The following is a 16,679-nucleotide window of genomic DNA, read 5'->3' as shown; positions in this document are numbered from 1 at the left end:
AGTCATCAAACAGCCCGGTTCAGGCGGGGACTGTGGCCACCAAGACCTCGGCCACGTGCCTAGTGCACCTCCTTGCCGGTGACCGCTTCGAGGCGCCCCCGGGAGCAGCAGTCCCCTAGGCTGGCCTGAGGAAGGCTCGAGGAGCTCCGCATGTGCGCTCACCTGCCAACGATGTCGACCACCCGGAAGATCTACAACGCACGCTCCTATGGAACAGTCTTTCTCTACCAGCAACCTCAAGCGCATCTGGGACCTCCAAACTCGGAAGGGCGACGATCGCCTGCTCGAGCTATTTCCTGACGTGAAAGAGGCGTTTCTTAACCGCCGCGATGCGCGCCGAGAGCTTCGAGCGGCGTCGCGCCTGCCTCTGATTGGGGACGCAGAGACGGTTCTTGCGCGAAGAGCCGAAACCGCTTCGAAGTCCGCGGAAGAAGCTCGTGACGCGGCGCTCGCCGACACGAGCGACGCCCTAATCACCGCTGTTGAAGAGCGCAAATTCTCCTGGGGTCTACGCGAGACCGCACCGGTGAACGGACGTCGTACGTTTGCTATAGCTCGAACCCCAGGAGCATTTTTCGCCGAGCAAGTGCTCCAACGTGCCGTCGGCGACATCACCGCACATCGCCCGACTGCGCGCCAAAGTATTATCGCGAACGTCACCCGGGTACTCGATTCAAATATACCGAAGCTGGTCATTCGCACCGACTTCGAACGGTTCTACGAAAACATTGACCATAGAATGCTCAGAAGACGCCTGGCCCAAGACTTCCTCTCCCCGACATTTCGCGGCCTCGTCGAAGCACTCTTACAGGAGACCCACGCGATTCTCGGCACGGACCGCGGCCTCCCGACCGGAGTTGGGCTGAGCGCAAAACTTGCAGAATACTTTCTCGCCGACTTCGATCGCCAGATGTCCGGCATTCCTCGGACCCTGTACTACGGCCGATATGTTGACGATGTTGTTCTTATTCTGGGTGAAGTGAAACACGGTGAGCTTGATGCCGGAACCGAATTGACTCGGATCGGAGAGACGGCGCGGAAAAACGGGCTGAGCCTGTCGTCAACGAAGACCACTGTTGCCCGAACGAGTCCTCAATGGATCCTCGCCCCTTTCGAGTTGTTGGGCTACAAGCTCAGCAGTGGGCCGCGTGCAACGGTCAGCTTGACCGACGGGCGGCAAGATGAACTGAAAAGGCGTATTGATTGTGTATTCTCTTCATGGTCGAACTGCGATCAGAACAATCACGGGAATAGGCGGCTATTGATAGACCGCCTGCGTTATCTCACTGGCAACTTTCGACTCGCAAACAACAAGCGTAACGCCTTTATTGGCATATACTTTTCGAACCCTCACCTGCGCGATGCGGATCTCCTCCAAGACTTAGACCGCCACCTGGCCACGGCCCGCAATGCAGCGATGCTAGACCCGGGACTAGATGTGCTAGTCAAAACAATCACTTTTGCAGACGGCTTCGAGAGCCGTCGGCTACACCGATTCACTTCTCACCAGCTACGACGCGTCAGGAGAGCCTGGGATGCCTAAGCACACGCGTGGTATCCGCAAACACGGAGCCCGTGTACTCCTCAGTGACGTCCTGCCGTACGAACTCCCTCCGAGTTTCAACAATCGCGGGTTTCATGATTTCGTCCAACGAAATCACTTACGAATCAGCGATAGCGGACCTTCGCAGGCGCACGGAGACGACCTCTCACGCATCTTGATGGCTATTACGTTCGGACGGAAACTGCAGTCACAAGGGAGCCCGACCAAAAAAGAGTTGGTAGTCGCTGGCCCGGCGCACCCGATCCCCACCGTGCCCTTTCAGTTCACGGTCCAGCACCGGGCGAACGATTTCCGTACGCTCACAGTCCCCCATCCCGCCGCGCAACTCGAGATCATCGAGTTTTACGATAACAATGCTGACCTCATTCTCTTCCATACGGCCAAGAGCAGCTTCACACTCCGTCGGCCACGTCGGGTTGCTCGCTACTCAGTGATGAGAGATTGGCTTTTCGGGAAAAACCGTCGCGAGCACTTGGATTCAGTGGAGGAAGACGCTCACGAATACGAATGGATTCGATCCTACTTCACCTATGAACAGTATTCGAACATCTACAAATTCTACGACTCCCCTCAGTATCGCGCGTGCGAGCGACGCTTTGCCTACCTCGTCAAAGTAGACGTCGCAAAGTGTTTTGATAGCATCTACACTCACTCCGTAGCCTGGGCGACGGAGGGTCACGAGGTTACAAAGGCACATATCAGCCGCCCACGCGGACAGAAGCCGAAAAAGGGGCGCGAGCCATTCGGGGACGACTTTGACAGACTTATGCAGCGTCTGAATCACAATGAAACCAGCGGCATCACGGTTGGCTCCGAGGTTTCGCGGATCTTTGCTGAGATCATCCTCCAAGCCGTCGATGTCGACGTGCAAAAGGCCCTCGCACTCGAAGGCCTCACTCTTGGCGTTGACTACGAGATTCATCGCTATGTAGACGACTACTTCGTATTCCTCGCGGACGCACACCGTAGGCAGCTCGTGGTAGCGACGCTCGCCGAGAAGCTGCGGGTCTACAAACTTCATCTCAACGCGTCGAAGGAGCAGGGCGAGCACACGCCCTGGCTTTCCCCTCTGTCAGTTGCCAAGCAACGAATCATGATGCTCATGAGCGAGCACATTCACAGTGGAGTGCCGGAGCCCGAAAGCACGTCAGCACTGCCCGCCCCATTCATTCGGACCGCGTCGTTGATACTTGGATATAAGGCAATCCTCCTCGACACAGGCGTTAGCCACTACGATTTAGCAAACTACGCGCTTCTGCAATGTGAGCGACAGCTTGAACGGTTGCTGCGGAGCTCCCGGGAACACATTGGCGCAGCCGCAGTAAGCGAACGCGAAGTGCGAACGCACACTAACCGTGTCGCAACAGCACTGTTGTGTCTGGTCGACTTTGCGTTCTTCGTCTATTCCGGGGCGCCTCGGATGAGCCCCGCGGTGAAGATCGCACGGGTCGTAAGCACAACACTCCGATTCGCGCGAGAGGCTAGCGTCGCTGCGCACGACCGAGAGCGCGTCGAGATGCGGATCCGGAGTGAACTCGTGCAACAGCTACGTCGCGCTAGCCGATCAGAAACGCCGGGAGTCGTCACGGCGACGCTATTGGACTGCCTGACCGACCTCGGGGAGCCTCACGGGTGCACCGAGGACGAGCTCGCGGCATGGTGTGGGTTCGACGTTGCCGAAGGCGCTCTCGTCGCGCCCGCGTCGATGAACGCTCTACTACTGTTCAGCTTGGTGCTGCACATCAAGGATCGGCGCGAGTACCGACGCCTGCGCGCCGAATGCATGCGCTGGGCCCTGACGACGCAAGAGCGGGCAGAGACGGACGCCGAGCGTGCGCTGATCGCTCTCAACCTGCTGACCTGTCCGTGGGTGCCGGGGAGCATTCGCTCGTCCATCGTGCACGCATACGGTTTCACGGCGACCACCCCACGGCCGAGCACGCGTCGGCCACCAAGGTCCTGGAACATCGACTGGTCCGGATTCGACCTCTACGATGCTCTTCAAGCCAAGCGCCTATATGAGGTTTACTAGTACCTGCGCCCAGGTAACGTCCTTCGGGACCCACACACCAGCGCAGAGCGTGACACCTGGTGAATCGCCAGTTCCGGCGTCGCAGACACGTGCATGTGTCGGCGACGCCGGAACGAACTCGCCGCGGCGCTCAGCCTGCTCGTCCGCGTCGAGCCACGTAGCGCGGGCTTGTGCCGCTCGTCTTGACACCTTGGAGCTTTACGCTCCGCAGCGATATGGACTAAGTCCTCAAAGGTCAGCGCTTCCAACTAGTAACACCGTAGCCCGAGGTGCGCTGGATCAGGACGCTTCGCCACCGATTCTGGAACTCACCGTAGAAGCCTCCTACAGGGAGACGAGGCGCGCCGCTGAGGTTCTCGTCGTCGGGCAGGTACATGCCTGGGCCACGGACCGCCGCGAGGTGCCCCTCAAGAAGGCCCACGGCGCGGTAGCAACGCTGACAGTCCCGTGCCGCTTGAAGTATAAAAGTCGCATCGCGAGTCACATGATCGTGGAGCACGAGTTGAAGCCGCGAGCCGGCAATCTCTTCTAGATGGTCGTCCAGATCGAACCGCTCAAGCTCGAGTAGACGAGGCCGGATCACCTTCAGCCACCTGCGGCCAATATCTGGTCCGCCCGCCGCGGCGAGGACGAAGGCCTCTTCTATGTGCCCCGGGACCACCAAAGACCGAACCGCTCTGCGGACCGCCTCGCTTCGCGCGGGCGTCTCAACGCCATTCAACAATCCGAGCGCACGGAGGTCGAACCACACGCCTCGATCTCTAAGAGGGAGCCCCGCGGCATCGAACGCTCGCAGCACCTCACGCTGCACCGTGCCCAGTCCGGTCCCCATAGGGGGAGCGTAACTGCTCGTCGAGCCGTTAAGCGTTGTACGACTCCCTACATCGTTGTGCGTGAGGGCCAAGCGTTGCACGTTGGGGTGTCCGAGCTGACCTGCTGCTGAAAGCTGAGCGATGAGACTTAGAGGAGGCGATCTGTGGCGAAGAAGAGCAAGAGTCAGCGGCGCGGGGCGGCGCTCGGCGCACTGCGAACCGAACACCTCCACGTTGCGCTCGCCGGCCTGAGCATTAGAGTTCCAGCCGCTTTAGCGACAGTCCTTCTTTTATGCGGCTCAGCGTTGATCGCATTGACGGTGTCACTCCTGGCGGCACTCCTGTTTGCTGGTGTAATCACCAGCGCCGACGTTGTCGATATGTTGCAGGCAATTCACGCAGGAACCGTAACTTGGCGCCGATGACGCTCACCATGGATTCGAACCCGGATCTCACGGCTTCGAGCTGCACGGTCGAGGTGAAGCGACCTGACCGGCGTGGTCCCCGCTCCGCCTCCAGGATTCGAACCCGGACCTAACGGCACCAAAGGCCGTCGTGCTGCCATTACACCAAGGCGGAACGCACCCGCAGGTGCTCCTCCATCCTCCCACGACCGACGAGGCTGGCTGTCCGCTCCGGGTTCGGCCAAGATGGAGGGATGCCGCATGAGGACGAGGTCGATCGCATCGTCGCGGCGTGGGGTCGTGAGCGTGCCGACCTCGACTTCGGCCCGCTCGAGGTGCTGTCCCGCGTGGACCGGCTCGCCCGGCACCTGGACCGCGCCCGGCGGACCGCGTTCGACGCGAGCGACATGGAGCCGTGGGAGTTCGACGTCCTGTCGGCCCTGCGGCGGGCGGGTGAGCCGTATGAACTGAGCCCGAAGACCCTGCTGCAGCAGACCCTGGTGTCGAGCGGCACGATGACGAACCGGGTGGACCGTCTGGCGGCACGGGGGTTCGTGGGCCGACGGACCGACCCGAAGGACGGCCGCGGCATCCTCGTCTCGCTGACGAGCCAGGGCCGGGTGGCGGTGGACGCGGCGATCGCAGACCTGCTGGCCGCCGAGCGCGACATCCTGTCCGGGGTCTCCGCCGACGAGCAGGGTCAGTTGGCCGGGCTGCTCCGCCGACTCATCCTGGGTCTCGGGGACTGACCGAAAGCGGGACGCGGGCCGAGCGGACCCGGCGTAGCGTGCGGCGCATGCACGCGATCACCCTCGCCGTCGCCGACGTCGCTCGATCGGCCGAGTTCTACCGCGCGCTGCTCGGCATCGAGGGCAGTGGCGTCATCGGCACCGAGTACCCCGCCACCGAGACGCAGGCCGGCGGCACCACGGCGATGTTCACCCTCGACGACGGGCTGATCGTCAGCGTCTACGCGCGTGACGACATGGCGAAGGACTCCGGCGTGCAGCTGGCCACGGCACCGAGCAGCACGATCGGGCACTTCACGAGCAGTCAGGCCGAGGCCGAGGCGTTCCTCGAGCGGGCGCAGGCAGCCGGCGCCACGATGCTCGAGCCGCCGTACACGCGCCCGTGGGGCATGTGGTCTGGCTTCTTCCAGGACCCGGACGGGCACCTGTGGGAGGTCGTGGCGAACCCCGGCGGTGGAGCCCCCGAGGACGCCACACCGGCGGACAGCGACCAGGACGCGGTCGACCCCGCGTCCGTCGAGTAGTCCGCTCAGTCCGGCTCAGACCCCGAGCAGCTCCGCGACCTCGAGCCAGCGCTCCTCGAGCTGCTCGACCTCGGCCTCGAGCGCACCGAGCTTCGACTGCAGTTCGCCGAGCCCGGCGTAGTCGGACTGGTCGTGCGTCGCGAACTGGTCGAGGAGCTTCTTGCGGTCCGCGCCGACCTTCGCGATCTTCCGGTCGAGCGCCGACATCTCCTTCTCGGCCGTTCGCCGGTCCGCGCCCGACAGGGCGGACGCACCAGCGGCAGTGGACCCGGCCACGGCACCGGCCGAACCGGTCCCGCCCACGGTGTCGGGCCTCCCGGCAGACGCGGCGGCAGCCGCAGAGGCGGTCCCTCCACCGGTGCCGGCCTCGCGCAGACGCATGTACTCGTCCACGCCGCCGGGCAGGTGGCGCAGGTGCCCGCCGAGCACGGCGTACTGCTGGTCGGTGACGCGCTCGAGCAGGTACCGGTCGTGGCTGACGACCAGCAGGGTGCCGGGCCAGGTGTCGAGCAGGTCCTCCATGGCGGCGAGCATGTCGGTGTCGAGGTCGTTCGTGGGCTCGTCGAGGATCAGCACGTTCGGCTCGTCGAGCAGGATGAGCATGAGCTGCAAGCGCCGCTTCTGCCCACCGGACAGGTCCTTGACGGGCGTGGAGAGCTGCTCCGAGGTGAAGCCGAGCCGCTCGAGCAGCTGCGACGGCGTCATCTCCTTGCCGTCGGCGACGTAGCTCGTCTTCTTGCGGGCCACGACCTCGCGCACGCGATCGTCGGCGAACTGCTGCAGGTCGGCGAGCTGCTGGTCGAGCACCGCGACCTGCACCGTCTTGCCGGTCTTCACCCGACCGCTCGTCGGCTGCAGCCGGCCGGAGACCAGGTTGAGCAGCGTCGACTTGCCGGCGCCGTTCGGGCCGAGGATGCCGGTCCGCTCCCCCGGTGCGATACGCCACTCGATGCGGTCGAGGATCTGCGTGCCGTCGAACGAGACGCTCACGTCGAGCAGGTCGACGACGTCCTTGCCGAGGCGCGCGGTCGCCGTCCGGGACAGGGCGACGGTGTCGCGGATCGGCGGGACGTCGTCGATCAGGGCGTTCGCCGCGTCGATGCGGAACTTCGGCTTGCTCGTGCGGGCCGGGGCGCCGCGGCGGAGCCACGCGAGCTCCTTGCGGGCCAGGTTCTGGCGACGCTGCTCGATCGTGGCAGCCTGCCGGTCACGCTCGACGCGCTGCAGGATGTACGCGGCGTAGCCACCTTCGAAGGGGTCGACGACGCCGTCGTGGACCTCCCACGTGTCGGTCGACACGGCGTCGAGGAACCACCGGTCGTGCGTCACGACGACCATGCCGCCCTGGTTCGACGACCAGCGGCGGTTGATGTGCCCGGCGAGCCACTCGATGCCCTCGACGTCCAGGTGGTTGGTCGGCTCGTCCAGGAACAACACGTCCCAGTCGCCGACCAGCAGCCGCGCGAGTGCCACACGGCGACGCTGCCCACCGGACAGCTCGTCGACGCTGACGTCCCACGGGATGTCGGAGACCAGACCGCCGATGATGTCGCGGATCTTCGGGTCACCGGCCCACTCGTGCTCCTCGAGGTCGCCGACGACGGTGCTGCCGACGGTCGCTCCCTCGGGCAGGATGTCGCGCTGGTCCAGGTAGCCGATGGTCAGCCCGCGGCGGTGCGTGACGCGGCCGCCGTCCGGCTCGAGGCGCTGGGACAGCAGTGCGAGGAGGGTCGACTTGCCGTCGCCGTTCCGGCCGACGACGCCGATCCGGTCGCCCTCGTCGATGCCGAGGGTGACGTTGTCGAAGACGACCTTGGTGGGGAACTCGAGATGCAGGTTCTCGGCGCCGAGGAGATGTGCCACGCGTCAAGGGTAGGTGGCGCGGCGGGGTGGTGGGTGCGGGGCGGGTGATTGGAGCGGGTCGTTGGGGCCGACTCGTCGCACGGTGCGCGCTTGCTCGAGTGGTGCGAGGTGGCCCGCTCGGTGCGAGCTTGTAGCGGCACAAGGAGCGCGCAACCTCGCACCAGTCGACAGACCGCGCACGGTGCGTCGGCCTGGAGGGCCGCGTCAGCTCGCGGGAGCGGTGTCGCCCTCGCCCGCGGCTTCCTTCGCGCGCTTCAGGCGGGCCTGCGCCTCCCAGTACTCGATCTCGCGCTCGAGCTCGGCGAGCTCCTGCTCGGTACCGGTGACGCGCTTGGCGCCGTGGGCACTGCGGGCGTCGCCGAGGGTGGCGTAGCGGTCCTCGTGGCGGGTCGGCTCGATGTAGCGACCGTGGTTCCGTTCGCCCGGAGCCCAGTCGTGGCCGATGGCGAACCAGACGATGCTGCCGACGACGGGGACCAGGATCACGAGGATCACCCACGCGATCTTCGGCAGGCCTCGGATCTGGTCATCCGTCTTCGTCAGGATGTCGATCAGGGCGAAGACCAGCAGGATGACGGTGATCCCGGGCAGCAAGACGCTCATGTTCGCGATTCTATGGATCCGCTTGGAGTGTCACCATTCCCCGAACGAGCGTCGTGGTTGCGAAGGTGCACAGGGTCGGCGTCGAGGTACCGGCGTGCGAGCACCGCGGACCGTGCCGTCCATGCGAGCTGCCCCGCGGCGGCGATGCCACCCGCCAGGTAGACGGGCCAGAACGTGACGCCGGAGAACGCGACCGCCGCCCACACGGCGACGAGTCCCACGGTCAGCTGGAGGCCGGTGCCGTCGGCGAGTTCGACGGCTCGAGCCCGCACGATCGCCAGCCGGTCGGCGGGGGCAGCGCGCCGCCCGGTTGCAGCCGCGGTCACCGCGCGCTGTTCGCGTTGCTGCAACGGCGCGAGCATCGGCGCAGGACGAGCTGCCACCCCGTTCCGTCTCCGGCGGATGCCGACCTGCACGGCCTCACTGATACCGGCCACGAAACCCAGTGCGGCGACCGCCGCCGAGAGGGCGAAGCGCGCGTCGGAGCCGGTGGGTAGGACGATCGCCCCGACGCCGAGCACCACCAACACCAGCACGGTCGCCAGGACGAACCAACGGACCTGCAGGACGGCACCCGGGGACTTCGCCGAGACGGCGCGAGCGCGTTCTTCGGCCTCGACCCACCGGCGTTCCACCGCTGTCAGTCCGGCGTTCGGCCGTTCGGCAGATGTCACAGCGCCGCGACCCACTCGTCCGTCCCGTCGGTGAACCGCTGGTGCTTCCAGATCGGCACGCGCTCCTTCACGAGATCGACCAGGGCACCGCACGCCGCGAACGCCTGCGCCCGGTGCGACGACGACACCGCTGCGGCGAGCGCGACGTCCCCGATGCCGAGCGCCCCGACGCGGTGCAGGACGGCGATCCGGACGTCGGGGTGGTCCTCGGCGATGGTCCGGGCGACCGCGGTGATGACGTCGTCGGCACTGGGGTGCCGCTCGTAGTCGAGTGCGGTGACGCCCTTGCCACCGTCGTGGTCTCGGACGATGCCGGCGAAGGTCACCACGGCGCCGTCCTGCTCGGTGGCCACCACGGCTGCGACCTCGTCGACGCTGATGTCGCGGTCGACGACGTCGGCGAGCACGACCCGTGCGGCGGCCTCGGTGCTGCTCACGAGGCGCTCCGCGGGGCGTGGCCCTCGCCGTGCACCTGGGCGACGACGTGGTCGAGCACACCGTCGAGCACGGCGAGCCCGTCGGACACCCCACCGCGCGACCCCGGCAGGGTGACGAGCAGGCAACCGGCGTTCGTGACCCCGGCGACGCCGCGGGTGAGCAGCGCGGTGGGGCCGGCACCCGTGAGCCCGCGTCGACGGATCTCCTCGGTGATGCCGGGTAGTTCGAGGTCGATCAGCCCCGCCACCGACTCGGGGGTCCGGTCGGTCGGGGTGACCCCGGTGCCGCCGGTGGTGATGACCACACGTGCGTCGGCCAGGAGTTCGGCGGTGACGGTCTCGGTGATCGCGCCGCCGTCGGGGACGATGATCGGGTCGCTCGTGGTGAACCCGCGGTCGCGCAGCCAGTCGACGATGACGGGTCCGGTGCGGTCGAGTGCGGGGTCGGCGGCGGCCTGCGTGGACACCACGACGACGGCGGCCCGGCCCCTGGTCGGCTCGGCGGTCATCGATTGCTCCAGTCCCCGGAGCGCCCGCCGTGCTTCTCGAGCACGCGCACGTCCGTGATCACGGCCGCTCGGTCGACGGCCTTCACCATGTCGTACACCGTCAGGGCGGCGACGCTCGCCCCCGTCAAGGCTTCCATCTCGACGCCGGTGCGCGAGGTCGTGCGGACCGACACCTCGATCAGCACGCGGTCGTCGGAGCCGGTGATGTCGACCTGCACGCCGGCGATCGGCAGCGGGTGGCACAGCGGGATCAGGTCGGAGGTCTTCTTCACCGCCATGATCGCGGCGATCCGGGCGGTGCCGACGACCTCGCCCTTGGGCAGCGAGCCGTCGAGGATGCGTGCGACGACGTCGGGGCGGGTGACGACGGTGGCGGTGGCGGTGGCCGATCGGTCGGTGACGTCCTTCGCGGAGACGTCGACCATGTGCGCACTGCCGTCGGCGCGGACGTGCGACAGGCCGTCGGACTCGGCGTCGGCCTGGGCTCGGGACGAGACGGGGTCGGACAGGGACTGCTCGGTCATCGGAGGCTCCAGACGGTCAGGGGGTCGCCGACCTCGACGGTGTCGACGCCGACGGGGACGTGCACCAGGTGGGTGGCGGCGGCGTAGTGGACGAGCAGGTGCGAACTCGGCCCACCGACGAAGTGCACGGCCCCGTCCTGCACCCGGCCGCGACGGACCTGGTGCTTGCCGGCGGGTGACCCGGCAGCGGACGCTGCGGGCAGGACCTGCGTGGGCCGGTCCGCCGTGAGCCCGACGGCCGCGGCGAGCAGGGGGCGCAGGAACACCTCGAACGAGACGAGCGCCGACACCGGGTTGCCGGGGAAGGACACGACCGGAACGGCACGACCAGCAAGAGCGTCGACGCCCCCGCCCGCACCGAACACGACGCTGCCGAACGCCTGCGGCCCACCGGGCTGCATCGCGACCGGCGTCACCGCGAGCCCGCGGGGTTCGAGCGCCTGTCGCACGACCTCGTATGCCCCGGCGCTGATGCCCCCGGTGGTCAGCACGAGGTCGGCCCAGTCCCCCACGGCCGCATCGAGTGCCTGGTCGAAGGCAGCGACGTGGTCGGGCACCCGGACGGCCCGGGAGTCCGCTCCGACCTGGGCCAGGGCGGCCCGCAGCGCGATGCCGTTCGCGTCACCGATGGTCGCCGCGTCGGCATCGGCACCCTGCAGCTCGGACCCGGTCGACACGACGAGGACCCGCAGCGCTCGGCGAACCGAGACGGTCGTCACCCCGGCAGCAGCCAGTGCCCCGAGCAACGCCGGCGTGATCGGAGAACCGGCCGGAGCCAGCTCGGCGCCGGCGGGCAGATCGCTGCCGGTGACCCGCACGAAGGTGCCGGCGGTCAGGTCAGCGGGCACCGTCACCCGGGGCAGCTCGAGCGCCGCCGGGAACGCGCCCGGCTCGGTCGCCTCGACCGGGAACACCGCGTCGGCGCCGGTCGGGATCCGCGCTCCGGTCATGATCGGCGCTGCCGTGCCGGGTTCGAGCGGCTCGGGCATGACGCCGGCCGGGATCGGGGCGACGACCCGGACCTGCTGCCCGGCGTCGGCGACCCGCACGGCGAACCCGTCCATCTGACTGTTGTCGAACGGCGGCAGCGGAACGGGCGACAGGACGGCCGCCGCGAGCACGCGGTGTGCGAACCCGGCACCCGCACCGGCGCCCGCGCCCGCAAGTTCGTCGAGCGGCAGTTCTTCTGCTCCGAGGCCCGCCACCACCGGCGCGAGCAACGCCGCCAGGTCGTCGCGGTGCTGACCGATCGTTCGCACAGGTGCCTCCGAACAGGGGTTGGTGGCGCCGCTCCCGGTTCGCCCGGTGGCGCCGTCAGTAGCGTATCCAGCGCGCAGCCCGCGCCGACGACCAACCGGAGGACCTGTGGAGAACGACGAAGCCGTGACGATCGGTGTCATCGGAGGCTCCGGCCTCTACCAGCTGTTCGAGGAGGGCACCGCCGACGAGCTCGACGTCCCGACCCCGTTCGGCCCGACCTCGAGCCCGATCAGCATCGGCACGATGTCCGGACGACGGGTCGCGTTCCTGACCCGCCACGGCCGAGAGCACTCCGTCGCCCCGCACCGCATCAACCACCGTGCGAACGTCTGGGCGCTCCGCTCGCTCGGCGTCCGCGCGATCGTGTCCTCGAGCGCCGTCGGCGGCCTGCACCCCGACTACGCCCCGGGCACCTTCGTCGTGACCGACCAGCTCATCGACCGCACCTGGGGCCGCGCCGACACGTTCTTCGAGGACGACGTGCAGCACCTGTCCTTCGCAGACCCGTTCGACCCGACGCTCCGCCGTGCGGCTATCGACGCCGTCGCCGGACTCGACGTGCCGTTCCGCCCGACCGGCACGTGCGTCGTCATCCAGGGTCCCCGGTTCTCCACCCGCGCCGAGTCCGTCTGGCTCCGCCAGGCCGGCGGCCACACCATCAACATGACGATGACGCCCGAGGTGCCGCTCGCCGCGGAACTCGGCATCGCGACCGTGAACCTGTCGTTCGTGACCGACGCCGACGCCGGCCTGGCCCCGACCGAGGACGAAGCCGCAGCCGACGCGGCAGCTGCAGCCGACACCGCAGCCGCAGCCAGCGGCCCCGGCGTCGACGACGCCGGCGCCGTCGTCACCCACGCCCTCGTCATGGAACGCCTCGCTCGCGCCAACGAGGTCATCGTCCGCGCCATCGGTCAGATCGTCGCCGCGATCCCCGACGACTTCACCCCGCGCGAACTCGTCCCCACCAGCGCGAGCGCCAGCATCATGCAGACCCAGCCCACGGGTGCGACACCCACGCAGGCCCAGCCCGCTGCCACCGCCACCACGGGCGCGACCGCATGAGCCGCCTCCTCGTCACCGGCGGCGCGGGCTTCATCGGCTCCGCGATCGTCCGTCGTGCCCTGGCCGACGGCCACGAGGTCCGCGTCCTCGACTCCCTGCGCGACGACGTGCACGGCGACCCCGCCGAGGTCATCCGCGCCCACCAGCAGCAGGGCATCGTGTTCGTGCACGGCGACGTCCGCGACCGGGTCGCCCTCGACGCTGCGCTCGACGGCATCGACGTCGTGTGCCACCAGGCCGCCAAGGTCGGCCTCGGCGTGGACTTCCAGGACGCCCCCGACTACGTCTCGTCGAACGACGCCGGCACCGCCCACGTCCTCGCCGGCATGGACCGGCACGACATCGGCCGGCTCGTCGTCGCCAGCTCGATGGTCGTCTACGGCGAGGGTGCGTACACCACCGCGTCCGGCGAACCCACCCGTCCGCCGGCCCGCCGCCGCGAGGACCTCGACGCCGGCCGCTTCGACCCGATCGGGCCCGACGGTCAACCCCTGCTGCCCGGCCTGATCGACGAGTCCGCCGCGCTCGACCCCCGCAACGTGTACGCGCAGACGAAGGTCGCGCAGGAGCACCTGGCCTCGAGCTGGGCGCGTGCCACGGGCGGCCGAGCAATCGCGCTCCGGTACCACAACGTCTACGGACCGGGCATGCCGGCGAACACCCCCTACGCCGGTGTCGCGTCCCTGTTCCGCTCGGCGCTGGCCCGCGGCGAGGCACCCCGTGTCTTCGAGGACGGCGCCCAGCGACGCGACTTCGTGCACGTCGACGACGTCGCCGGCGCGAACGCCGCCTCGATCGCGGCGACCGCCGACCTGCCGTCGGACACCTTCCGCGCGTACAACGTCGGCTCGGGCACCGTGCACACCATCGGCGACATGGCCGCGGCGATCGCCGGACCCGACGGCCCGCAGCCGGTCGTCACCGGCGAGTACCGACTGGGCGACGTCCGCCACGTCACGGCGAGTTCGGCACGCATCGCCGCCGAGCTCGGCTGGCACGCCGAGGTGGACTTCGAAGCAGGCATGCGCGACTTCGCGACGGCTCCGCTCCGCAGCGCCGTCCGCTAGCCGGAACACGCGAGCGGGTCGCGCGCCGCGAGCGGCGCCTGAGAGCGCGACCAGCCGTCGGACGGGAGGCCCGTGGCGGCCCCGCCCCGCGCCTCCCGTCCGCAGTCCCCACCACCACGGCCACGCAGGACGCCGTCGTGTCGGCAACACGCCCCCTGGCGCGCGAGACGCCGCCGCATTCGGCGGCGTCTCGACGACACGACGGCGTCTTCCGGCACCCGCACCCGCGACACGAACGCACCCTGTCCCCCGTACTGGGGACCCGGCCGGCACCGAACGCGCGGAACGACCAGGACCCGGCAGTTTCCTGTACCCCGCGGCGCATCGTCGTGTTGTGTCGAGGACATGCCAGGACAGACCCGTCGATCCGACCGACCGCACCGAATGACGGACATGACTGTCGACGTGATCCTGCCGTGCCTCGACGAGGCGGACGCCCTGCCGAAGGTCATCGCACGACTCCCCACGGGCTACCGGGCCATCGTCGTCGACAACGGATCGACAGACGGATCGGCCGACGTCGCCCGCGCCCACGGGGCCCTCGTCGTGACCGAACCCGTCAAGGGGTTCGGTTCGGCCTGCGCCGCCGGCGTCGCCGCGGCGACCGCCGACTTCGTCGCGTTCTGCGACGCCGACGCCTCGATGGACCCCGCCGAACTCCCGCCCCTGGTCGACCGCGTGGCCAGCGGCCGCGTCGACCTGGCACTCGGCCGCCGCGTCCCGACGGGCCGCGGTGCGTGGGCTCCGCACGCACGCTTCGCGAACCGCGTCCTCGCCGTCCTCATGCACCGCGCGACCGGTTACCGCCTGCGCGACCTCGGCCCGATGCGCGTGATGCGCCGCGAGGACCTCGTCTCCCTCGACCTGCGCGACCGTCGCAGCGGCTACCCGCTCGAGATGGTCCTGGCCGCCCACGCGGCCGGCTGGCGCGTCGACGAGTCCGACATCGGGTACGCGCAGCGCATCGGCGACAGCAAGGTGACCGGCACGCTCCGCGGCACCGTCAACGCGGTGCGGGACATGTCCCGCCTGCTCCGTGCGTACCGCCGGGAGGCCCGTGTCCGGGTCGTCGCACCGGGACCGCTCCGGCAGGCGGCCGAGTCCGCCCCCGTGGCCGAGGAGGCCCGCTCGTGACCGCCGCCGACGCCCACGGCACCGACGCTGCGCGCGCCGACGTGACCGTCGCCGTCGTGGCGAAGGAGTGCCTGCCCGGCAAGGTGAAGACCCGGCTGACCCCGGCGCTCTCCCCCGAGGGCGCCGCACGTGTCGCGTCCGCGAGCCTCGGCGACACGCTGGCGACCGTCCGGGCCCTGCCCGCGGCGCGTCGTGTCCTGTTCTTCGACGGCGACGTCGTGCCGGCGTCGGCCGACGGCTTCGAGGTGCTGCACCAGCCCGGTGGCGGTCTGGACGAGCGCCTCGGGTTCCTCTTCGACGCCGTCGACGGCCCGCTGCTGCTCGTCGGCATGGACACCCCGCAGGTGTCCACCGCGGACCTCGCGCCCGTGTTCGACGATGCTGCCCGCGATGCCTGGTTCGGCCCGGCCGAGGACGGCGGCTTCTGGTCGCTGTACCTGCGACAGCCCACCGGCGACCTGCTGCGCGGCGTGCCGATGTCGCGCGACGACACCGGAGCCGTGCAGCTGGCACGACTGACCGACGCCGGCCTCGACGTGGGCGTGCTCGGCGAGCTGCTCGACGTCGACACCATGCCGGACGCCGAGCGGGTCGCCGACCTCGCACCCGACTCCGACTTCACCCGGGCACTCCGTGCCGAGACCGTGGGGAGCACCCGATGACCATGCACGCACCCGTCTCGTTCGGTGCCGGCGGCGGCGAGCCGTACGCCCGTGCCCTGCGCACCGACGGCCACCTGCGCCTCACCGACGCCGACCGTCCCGACGCCGTCACCACGATGGACGTCGGCCGCTGGAGCGCCGCCGCCGACCGCGTCGACCGCTCGCTGCTCGACGACGTCGACGGCGGGGTCATCGACATCGGCTGCGGTCCGGGCCGGATGCTCGTCGCCGCACGGTCCCGGGGCATCCCGGCGCTCGGCGTGGACGTCTCCGCCGAGGCCGTCGCCATAGCGCAGCGCTCCGGCGGCACGGCCCTGCAGGGCTCCGTGTTCGACGCCGTACCCGACGAGGGCCACTGGGACACCGCGCTCGTGATCGACGGCAACATCGGCATCGGGGGCGACCCCACGGCCCTGCTCGCCCGTTGCCGTGCGATCGTGCGCGCCGGCGGCCGGGTCATCGTCGAGACGAACCCCGAGGTCGCGGCCGACCGCGTGTACACCGCCCGGGTGGTCGACGCCGACGGCAACGAGAGCGCCGGGTTCCCGTGGGCCGAGGTCGGGCTCGACGCCCTGCACCGGCACGCAGCCGAAGCCGGACTGGTCGCGCGGCAGAGCTGGACGGCCGAGGGCCGGAACTTCTGCGAGCTGCTCGCCTGACCGGACCGTGGCACGATCGACCGTGACATCCGTCACGGTCGATCGTGACACCGGGGCACATCCGCTCCGCGCCCCGCGCCGTTTGACTGATCGGACCCGCCGTGCTGACCCCGCGCGGCCCGATCGAGACGAGCTCC

Annotated in this window: 17 protein-coding genes, 1 tRNA gene and 1 pseudogene; 9 read left to right on the top strand and 10 right to left on the bottom strand. The window is 68.8% G+C overall.

The features are described 5' to 3' along the window. Positions 1-208 precede the first annotated feature (208 nt). Both drt3a and drt3b read left to right on the top strand, forming a co-directional pair. Positions 209-1,543 (top strand): antiviral reverse transcriptase Drt3a, encoded by a 1,335-nt coding sequence (drt3a, locus tag ACL00U_RS03340; RefSeq protein WP_412873822.1) that lies wholly within the window; start codon positions 209-211, stop codon positions 1,541-1,543. Next, positions 1,536-3,596 (top strand): antiviral reverse transcriptase Drt3b, encoded by a 2,061-nt coding sequence (drt3b, locus tag ACL00U_RS03335; RefSeq protein ID WP_412873821.1) that lies wholly within the window; start codon positions 1,536-1,538, stop codon positions 3,594-3,596. Before drt3a ends, drt3b begins: the two co-directional genes overlap by 8 nt. A 235-nt stretch (positions 3,597-3,831) precedes the next feature. Here the strand turns inward: drt3b and ACL00U_RS03330 are convergent, their stop codons facing one another. Both ACL00U_RS03330 and ACL00U_RS03325 read right to left on the bottom strand, forming a co-directional pair. Beyond that, positions 3,832-4,428: a hypothetical protein gene (locus ACL00U_RS03330; RefSeq protein WP_412873820.1), complete on the bottom strand. Its 597-nt coding sequence runs from the start codon at positions 4,426-4,428 to the stop codon at positions 3,832-3,834. A gap of 487 nt (positions 4,429-4,915) precedes the next feature. Next, positions 4,916-4,987: transfer RNA gene (locus ACL00U_RS03325), tRNA-Gln, on the bottom strand. A 79-nt stretch (positions 4,988-5,066) separates the two neighbouring features. Here ACL00U_RS03325 and ACL00U_RS03320 point away from each other — a divergent pair. Together ACL00U_RS03320 and ACL00U_RS03315 are read left to right on the top strand one after the other, a co-directional pair. Further along, positions 5,067-5,561 carry a MarR family winged helix-turn-helix transcriptional regulator gene (locus ACL00U_RS03320; protein ID WP_017886164.1) on the top strand — a complete coding sequence of 165 codons (495 nt, stop codon included), beginning with the start codon at positions 5,067-5,069 and terminating at the stop codon, positions 5,559-5,561. 47 nt (positions 5,562-5,608) lie between these two features. Further along, the gene (locus ACL00U_RS03315) at positions 5,609-6,085 is read left to right on the top strand and encodes a VOC family protein (RefSeq protein WP_412873819.1); all 477 of its coding nucleotides are present in this window, start codon (positions 5,609-5,611) and stop codon (positions 6,083-6,085) included. A gap of 15 nt (positions 6,086-6,100) precedes the next feature. Here the strand turns inward: ACL00U_RS03315 and ACL00U_RS03310 are convergent, their stop codons facing one another. From ACL00U_RS03310 to ACL00U_RS03275, 8 genes and pseudogenes are all read right to left on the bottom strand, one after another. Then, entirely contained in the window at positions 6,101-7,456 is a 1,356-nt protein-coding gene (locus ACL00U_RS03310; RefSeq protein WP_411512263.1) for an ABC-F family ATP-binding cassette domain-containing protein, read from the bottom strand. Positions 7,457-7,479: 23 nt separating this feature from the next. Further along, positions 7,480-7,948: pseudogene (locus tag ACL00U_RS03305) on the bottom strand (ATP-binding cassette domain-containing protein); the annotation flags it as partial. A 204-nt stretch (positions 7,949-8,152) separates the two neighbouring features. Further along, positions 8,153-8,551: a PLDc N-terminal domain-containing protein gene (locus ACL00U_RS03300; protein WP_042537802.1), complete on the bottom strand. Its 399-nt coding sequence runs from the start codon at positions 8,549-8,551 to the stop codon at positions 8,153-8,155. Then, entirely contained in the window at positions 8,548-9,225 is a 678-nt protein-coding gene (locus ACL00U_RS03295) for a hypothetical protein (protein ID WP_412873818.1), read from the bottom strand. The genes ACL00U_RS03300 and ACL00U_RS03295 overlap by 4 nt, the downstream gene beginning before the upstream one ends. Then, on the bottom strand, positions 9,222-9,662 hold the full coding sequence (locus ACL00U_RS03290; RefSeq protein WP_082509455.1) for a molybdenum cofactor biosynthesis protein MoaE: 441 nt from the start codon (positions 9,660-9,662) through the stop codon (positions 9,222-9,224). The genes ACL00U_RS03295 and ACL00U_RS03290 overlap by 4 nt, the downstream gene beginning before the upstream one ends. Further along, a complete protein-coding gene (locus ACL00U_RS03285; protein WP_259551823.1) occupies positions 9,659-10,171 on the bottom strand; it encodes a MogA/MoaB family molybdenum cofactor biosynthesis protein in 513 nt (170 codons plus the stop codon). The genes ACL00U_RS03290 and ACL00U_RS03285 overlap by 4 nt, the downstream gene beginning before the upstream one ends. Then, entirely contained in the window at positions 10,168-10,695 is a 528-nt protein-coding gene (gene moaC, locus ACL00U_RS03280) for a cyclic pyranopterin monophosphate synthase MoaC (RefSeq protein WP_017886171.1), read from the bottom strand. Before moaC ends, ACL00U_RS03285 begins: the two co-directional genes overlap by 4 nt. Next, positions 10,692-11,954, bottom strand: a complete 1,263-nt coding sequence (locus ACL00U_RS03275) for a molybdopterin molybdotransferase MoeA (RefSeq protein WP_412873817.1) — start codon at positions 11,952-11,954, stop codon at positions 10,692-10,694. The genes moaC and ACL00U_RS03275 overlap by 4 nt, the downstream gene beginning before the upstream one ends. Positions 11,955-12,060: 106 nt before the next feature. On the opposite strand from ACL00U_RS03275, the gene ACL00U_RS03270 reads away from it, so the two are divergent. The 5 genes from ACL00U_RS03270 (at position 12,061) to ACL00U_RS03250 (ending at position 16,542) form a co-directional block, all read left to right on the top strand. After that, complete coding sequence (locus tag ACL00U_RS03270) at positions 12,061-13,020, top strand: MTAP family purine nucleoside phosphorylase (protein ID WP_412873816.1); 960 nt, start codon at positions 12,061-12,063, stop codon at positions 13,018-13,020. Beyond that, a complete protein-coding gene (locus tag ACL00U_RS03265) occupies positions 13,017-14,087 on the top strand; it encodes an NAD-dependent epimerase/dehydratase family protein (RefSeq protein ID WP_071251549.1) in 1,071 nt (356 codons plus the stop codon). The genes ACL00U_RS03270 and ACL00U_RS03265 overlap by 4 nt, the downstream gene beginning before the upstream one ends. A 384-nt stretch (positions 14,088-14,471) precedes the next feature. Continuing rightward, entirely contained in the window at positions 14,472-15,221 is a 750-nt protein-coding gene (locus tag ACL00U_RS03260) for a glycosyltransferase family 2 protein (protein ID WP_017886175.1), read from the top strand. Then, positions 15,218-15,883 (top strand): TIGR04282 family arsenosugar biosynthesis glycosyltransferase, encoded by a 666-nt coding sequence (locus ACL00U_RS03255; RefSeq protein WP_159557410.1) that lies wholly within the window; start codon positions 15,218-15,220, stop codon positions 15,881-15,883. The genes ACL00U_RS03260 and ACL00U_RS03255 overlap by 4 nt, the downstream gene beginning before the upstream one ends. After that, entirely contained in the window at positions 15,880-16,542 is a 663-nt protein-coding gene (locus ACL00U_RS03250; protein ID WP_159557408.1) for a class I SAM-dependent methyltransferase, read from the top strand. Before ACL00U_RS03255 ends, ACL00U_RS03250 begins: the two co-directional genes overlap by 4 nt. Positions 16,543-16,679: the final 137 nt, after the last annotated feature.

Source organism: Curtobacterium poinsettiae (assembly GCF_047226435.1).
Lineage (GTDB): Bacteria > Actinomycetota > Actinomycetes > Actinomycetales > Microbacteriaceae > Curtobacterium > Curtobacterium poinsettiae.
This window is presented reverse-complemented; position numbering and strand designations above follow the sequence as displayed.

Coding starts and splice junctions, on each gene's coding strand:
- ACL00U_RS03300 (WP_042537802.1), bottom strand. CDS start 8,551: ATGAGCGTCTTGCTGCCCGGGATCACCGTCATCCTGCTGGTCTTCGCC.
- ACL00U_RS03250 (WP_159557408.1), top strand. CDS start 15,880: ATGACCATGCACGCACCCGTCTCGTTCGGTGCCGGCGGCGGCGAGCCG.
- drt3a (WP_412873822.1), top strand. CDS start 209: ATGGAACAGTCTTTCTCTACCAGCAACCTCAAGCGCATCTGGGACCTC.
- ACL00U_RS03330 (WP_412873820.1), bottom strand. CDS start 4,428: ATGGGGACCGGACTGGGCACGGTGCAGCGTGAGGTGCTGCGAGCGTTC.
- drt3b (WP_412873821.1), top strand. CDS start 1,536: ATGCCTAAGCACACGCGTGGTATCCGCAAACACGGAGCCCGTGTACTC.
- ACL00U_RS03260 (WP_017886175.1), top strand. CDS start 14,472: ATGACGGACATGACTGTCGACGTGATCCTGCCGTGCCTCGACGAGGCG.
- ACL00U_RS03320 (WP_017886164.1), top strand. CDS start 5,067: ATGCCGCATGAGGACGAGGTCGATCGCATCGTCGCGGCGTGGGGTCGT.
- ACL00U_RS03265 (WP_071251549.1), top strand. CDS start 13,017: ATGAGCCGCCTCCTCGTCACCGGCGGCGCGGGCTTCATCGGCTCCGCG.
- ACL00U_RS03315 (WP_412873819.1), top strand. CDS start 5,609: ATGCACGCGATCACCCTCGCCGTCGCCGACGTCGCTCGATCGGCCGAG.
- ACL00U_RS03285 (WP_259551823.1), bottom strand. CDS start 10,171: ATGACCGCCGAGCCGACCAGGGGCCGGGCCGCCGTCGTCGTGGTGTCC.
- moaC (WP_017886171.1), bottom strand. CDS start 10,695: ATGACCGAGCAGTCCCTGTCCGACCCCGTCTCGTCCCGAGCCCAGGCC.